Here is a 5,941-nt window from a genome sequence, read left to right as displayed (position 1 = left end):
CGCCTCCACCGCCGAGGCGCCCGCGGGTTCCGCCGCCGAGGCGCCCGCCGGTTCCGACCCGCGCATCGTCCTCGAGACCGTCACGCCGTGGCTCGGTACGGACGGCACCCTCGAGGTCTCCGGTCGCGTCGAGAATCCCGGCGACTCCCCGCTCCTGGCGCCCGAGCTCGCCCTCCACCTCTCCGACTCCCGGCTCACCTCCCGCAGCGACATCGAGGACTGGAAGTCGGACCGTTCCGCGGCCACGCTGCTCGCGGACTCGGCGGACCCGCCGGAACCGGAACCCACCGACGACGCGGACACCGCGACCGGCGCACCCGAGGACGCGGAGGCGGAGGACTCTCCCGCCCCGGTCACGGTCCCCGACCTGCCCGCCGAGATCCCGGCCGGCGGCAGCCAGGACTTCTCCTTCACGGTGCCCGCCGAGGACGTCGGGCTCGGCACCGGCGACTGGGGAGGCCGCGGCCTCGAGGTGATCCTCCGGTCGGATGCCGGTCCCGTCTCCGCCTACGGGTACACGACGTGGTGGCCCGAACCCACGGTCGACGCCACGCGCGTGAGCTACGTCCTCCCGATGACCCTCACCGGACACTCGACGGACGGGCTCCTCCCGCGCGACGTGCTCGAACGGGCCGCCGCCGAGGACGGTACGCTCACCGCTCAGCTGCGGAGCGCCCGGGTGGATCCCGCCGTCGCCCTGGCGGTCGACCCCCGCCTCCTCGAATCCGTCCTCGAGGCCCTCGCGGACCCGGACGCGACGGTCGAGGACGCTCCTGCGGAGGAGGAACCGGATGCGGAGGATCCGGCGGGCGAGCCCACCGACACCCCCGAGGCGTCCGGCCCCGAGGACTCCGCCGCACCTGCGTCACCCGAGGGGACCCCGGACGACGCGACCGCCGGTGGTGCCGTCACGTCACCGGCCGACGCCGAGGACACCGCGCACCCGACCGGGGCACCGACGGACGACCCGTCCACCGCACCCGGAGCCTCGGAGACCCCCATCGACCCGGCCGCCGTCACGCAGCCGCCCACCGATGCCCCCGACCCGACCCCGCACCTGCGGGACTGGTACACCGCCTTCCTCGAGCTCGCGCACACGCGGACCGTCATCGCCCTGCCGTGGGCGGACGCGGACGTCGCCGCGCTCGAGAACGCCGGTCTGCAGGACCTCGCGGACCGCGCCCGGTCCGGCCGCAGCGTCGTCACCGAGGTGTTCGCCGAGGCCCGCACCGACGTCGCCTGGCCGACCGCCGCGACCGAGGCCGACCTCGAACGCGCGGCCGCACAGGGCGTCCGCACGGCGATCCTCTCGGACCTCCAGAAGCCCGCGGTGACCTCGTACACCTCGAACGCGCTCTCGAGCCTCACGATCTCCCTGCCCGGCACCGCCTCCGGCAGCGAGGAGTCGGAGTCCGACTCCGCGTCGGGCCTCATGGAGGCGCTCGTCGTCGACTCCGGCCTCACGGACACGCTCTCCCAACCCGACGCGGATCCGGCCGTCGTCGCCGGCGAGTACCTCGCCGAGCTCGCGGCGATCACACTCGAACGTCCCTACGACTCGCGTGAGGTGTTCGTCACGCTGCCGCGATCCGTCCCGGTCGGGGAGGTCGCCCCCACAGCCGCGGCGCCCGCCGGCGCGACGGCGGCCCTGTCGGCCGGCGCCTCGGCCCCGTGGGTGGAGACCCAGGACCTCCCGAGCCTCCTCGACGGCCAACCCGTCGCCCGTGCCCCGCTCACCACTCCCGAGGTGCCGGCGGGGAGCGAGGACGACGCGGCGGCCTTCGGTTCGCTCGCGGACCTCTACCCCACCACGCTCACCGCGCTCGGGGAGAACCGCGTCCGGGCGCACCGCTTCGCGTCGGCCTTCACGGACCCCGAGGCGGTCCGCCGGGAGTCCGACCACGGCCTCCTCTCCTGCACCTCGGCGGGGTGGGTCGGTGCCCCGCTCACCTCCGTCGACACCTGCGCGCTCACGGCCGCCGAGGCCTCCTCCGGGCTGTTCGCGGGTCTGCGCCCCGAGAAGGGGTCCTCCGTCCTCCTCGTCACCGGCGAGGAGATCTCGATCCCCGTCATCGTGCAGAACACGACGGACGAGGACGCCCGGGTGGCCGTCCGCATCAGGGCGACGACACCGGGTCTGTCCGCCCAGCAGAGCCCCTTCGCGGTCGTGGAGGCCGGACAGTCCGCCCGCTTCGAGGTCCCCGTCACGGGGGTGGCGAACGCCAATGTGGAGAGTCGCATCGAACTCGTCACGGAGACCGACGAGGTGATGCCGGAGACGACCGAGCTCTTCGTCCGGGTCCGCGCGGACTGGGAGAACATCGGGACCGCGGTCATCGGCTCGGGTCTCCTCCTCGTGCTCGTGCTCGGCATCATCAAGACCGTCTCACGCGGACGGCGTACCATTCCCAAGAATCAGCTCGACGCGGCCGTCGCCCGGGCACACGAGATCGACCGCGACTGACCGACCGCAGCCCGACCGACCGGCCGGGACCACCCGCCGCGGAACGCCGTCGAGCACACCGACCGACACGTCGGCACCCCCGACCCACCGAATACAGGAGCGTGTGTGGCAGCCACCAAGCTGGCCTCCCTGGCGAAGTCCTCCGCCGTCATGACCGCCGGAACCCTCGTGTCCCGGATCCTCGGATTCGCCAAGACGATGCTCCTGGCCACCGCGATCGGTGTCACCGTCGGCGGCGCCGCGGACGCCTTCGACATCGCGAACAAGGTGCCGAACAACCTCTACATGCTGCTCGCCGGCGGTGTCCTCAACGCCGTCCTCGTCCCGCAGATCGTGCGGGCGACGAAGCAACCGGACGGCGGACGGGAGTTCACGAACCGGCTCCTCACCCTCGCGATGGGGCTCATGCTCCTCGTCACCGTCATCGCGACGGCCTGTGCACCGTTCCTCGTGCGGCTGTACTCGAGTGCGGGGTGGAGCGAGGACCAGCGTGCCCTCGCGGTCGCCTTCGCCTTCTGGTGTCTGCCCCAGATTTTCTTCTACGGGCTCTACACGCTCTTCGGCCAGGTCCTCAACGCGCAGTCGTCCTTCGGTCCGTACATGTGGGCCCCGGTCCTCAACAACGTCGTCGCGATCGCCGGCCTCGTCGTCTTCATCGTGCTCTTCGGACCCGGTGAGGCCGGTCAGCACGCGGTCGGCACCTGGGACGCGACGAAGATCGCCGTGATGGCCGGGTCCTCGACCCTCGGCGTCGTCCTGCAGGCGCTCGTCCTCCTCGTGCCGCTGTGGCGGTCGGGGTTCCGGTACCGCCCGGTGTTCGGTGTGCGGGGAGTGGGCCTCGGGACGGCCGGCAGGGTCGCGACGTGGACCTTCGGTGCCGTCCTCATCGGCCAGCTCGGGTACATCGTCACCTCGCAGGTCGCCTCGACCGTCTCCGACCAGGGCGTCCCGTCGAACTTCGCGTACTCGATCTCGTTCCTCATCTTCATGCTGCCGCACTCGCTCGTCGCGGTGTCCCTCGCCACGGCACTCTTCACCTCGCTCAGCACCCAGGCCGCCCACGGGGATCTCGACTCCGTCCGCGCCTCGACCTCGCTCGGGCTGCGGACCGTCGGCATGTGCACGGTGTTCGCCACCGTCGCGTTCATGGCGCTCGACGGCCCGACCGCGATGCTCATCGGAGGCGGCTCCCTCGAACAGGCCGAGGTGATCTCGAACGTCATCACGCTCATGGTCCTCGGCCTCGTCCCCTTCAGCGCGAACTACCTCCTCCAGCGCGTGTTCTACGCCTTCGAGGACGCCCGCACCCCGTTCTGGATCCAACTGCCCCAGGTCGTCCTCACGGCTCTCGGAGTCCTGTGGGCCGGCACGCAGGAGCCACGCTTCGTCGTCGCGTACATCGCGCTCGCGATGAGCCTCGGGTACGTGTTCGCCCTCGTCCTCAGCCTCGTGTTCGTCCTCCGCCGGATCGGCAACTTCGGACTCGGCGGGGCGGTCCTCGCCCATGTGAAGTTCGCCGTCGCCGGCCTCGTCGCGCTCGTCGTCGGCGTGATCCTCCGTGGCACGGTGGGCACGAGCGGGTGGGACTCCCGCGGCGAGGCGTTCGTCCTCATCGCGTGGGTCGGACTGTGCATGCTCGCGGTCTACCTCCTCGTGTGCTGGGTCCTCCGGGTGAAGGAGATCCGCCTCCTCGTCTCCGCGGTCCGCGCGAAGGTCTCCCGGAACTGAGCGCCGGCCGTGGGGAACGGCGGAGCTCGGCTTGTAGAATTCCGATGACGGTGGCATAGCTGGAGGTGGTCCCCCTGATCGAGATCGAGCGCGGCACGGTCGTCGCCGACCGCTACGTCGTCTCCCGTGTCCTGCGCCCCTGGCTGTCGGATCATCCGGACGTCGGCGTCGTCCTCCTCGCGATCGACGCGATCCTCGACACCCCCGTCATCGTCTACGCCGCCGCGAAGGACCACGCGGGCGACCTCCTCGACGTCGGTCGGCGCAGCGCGCTCCTCACGGATCCGCGCATCCCGACCATCCAGAACGTCGGATCGACCGAGGACCTCGACTTCGTCGTGTGCTCGCGCACCGGCACGAGTGCCCTCACCGAGATCCTCCGGTCCGGTCCCCTCGACCCCGAGGCGGCCCGCGCCTTCGTCGGCGAGCTCGCCACCGCTCTCGCGCACGCCGCCCGCCGCGGGCTCCACCACCTCTGCCTCGGCCCCGAGTCCGTCGGCGTGAGTGCCGACGGTGATGTCGTCGTCCACGGCATCGGTATCGACGCCGCGGTCGCCGCGGAGCCCTACGGTCTCCAGCTCGAGCAACTCACCTCGAAGGACGCGGACCGCGAGGACGCCCTCGCGGTCATGGACATCCTCTACGCCGCGCTCACCGCGCACTGGCCGGGGGAGTCCTCGCGCGCCGGGCTCGACCTCGCCCCGCGCAAGAACAACCGTTTCGTCGCGGCCGCCACGATCACTCCCGGCATTCCCCGCGACCTCGAGGAGTTCGTCTCCGGGGTCGTCGCAGGGACCGAACCGGGCCCCCGCAGCGCCACCGAGATCATCCGGTACCTCGGCCAGTGGGACACCGGCGCCCTCCGCGGTCTTCTCCGCACGCCCCCGCCGACGAACGAGGACCTCTTCGCCGCCGAGTCCGGCGCCGCCGGCACCGAGGCCGCGGCACCGACCGATTCCGTGGCCCCCACGGGCAATGTCATCCGTTCTGTCCGACCGAGCACCGCGGCGCCCGCCGACACTCCGGCCGCCGACCGGGCGAGTGCGGACCAGCTCCAGCGTGCCCTCCGGCGGATCGGGATCACCCGCCCCGGGATGCACGGTCCGGCCGCCGGTCGACTCGACGAGGCGCCCGGCCGATTCGACGACCTCATGGCGATGCGGAAGGCCTCCGCGTTCCCGCTCGACGCCTCGGCCATCGAAGCCGTCGACACCGAGTGGCAGCCCGAGGACACGATCGCGCAGTACGCCGGTTACGCCGCCGTCGAGCACGACGAGAACCTCACCGGCCCGATCCTCGACCGTGATGCCCTCGACTCCGAGGGCGATTCCGGACAGTTCGATGAGGGAACCGGGGCACCCGTCGACAGCGCGAGCCTCGACACCGCGGCCTTCGACGTCATCCCCGACCCGGAGGCGGACCCCGATGCGGACGACCACGGCACGACCGCCGCGGGAGCATCGGCCACGACGGACGGTGCCCAGCGCCGTGCCGCGTTCCCGGACGCGTCCGAGGACGCCGACGGCGGGTGGTTCCTCGGCGGCATGTTCACGACCTACGAGGAACAGGTCGCAGCGCAGCGCGCGGAGTTCGAGCGGGAACGCGAACTGCAGCGACGGGCGGCGGCGCGGGCGGCCGCAGCGGCCGGCCTCGCCGCACCGACGACGGAGCCACCGGCGGGGAACGGGACCCCGGACGCCGAATCGGGATCCGAGCGGCCCCTCGTGCGCCCGCAGTCCTCGGCGGCGG

General features: G+C 72.2%; 3 protein-coding genes. All 3 read left to right on the top strand.

Annotated features, from left to right (window positions below; translation table 11 throughout):
- Window positions 1-2,464 (top strand): DUF6049 family protein (locus tag ABD172_RS00750; protein WP_344305991.1); only part of this gene is annotated, 2,464 nt, incomplete at its 5' end.
- Window positions 2,465-2,569: 105 nt separating this feature from the next.
- Entirely contained in the window at window positions 2,570-4,192 is a 1,623-nt protein-coding gene (murJ, locus tag ABD172_RS00745) for a murein biosynthesis integral membrane protein MurJ (protein WP_344305989.1), read from the top strand.
- Between the two features lie 65 nt (window positions 4,193-4,257).
- Window positions 4,258-5,941: protein kinase family protein (locus ABD172_RS00740; protein ID WP_486303310.1), on the top strand; the 1,684-nt coding region annotated here is incomplete at its 3' end.

It is taken from the genome of Brevibacterium samyangense (assembly GCF_039529845.1).
In the GTDB taxonomy this organism is placed as follows: Bacteria; Actinomycetota; Actinomycetes; order Actinomycetales; family Brevibacteriaceae; genus Brevibacterium; species Brevibacterium samyangense.
Note: the sequence above shows the minus strand (reverse complement) of the source record. Positions and strands in the feature narration are given on the sequence as shown.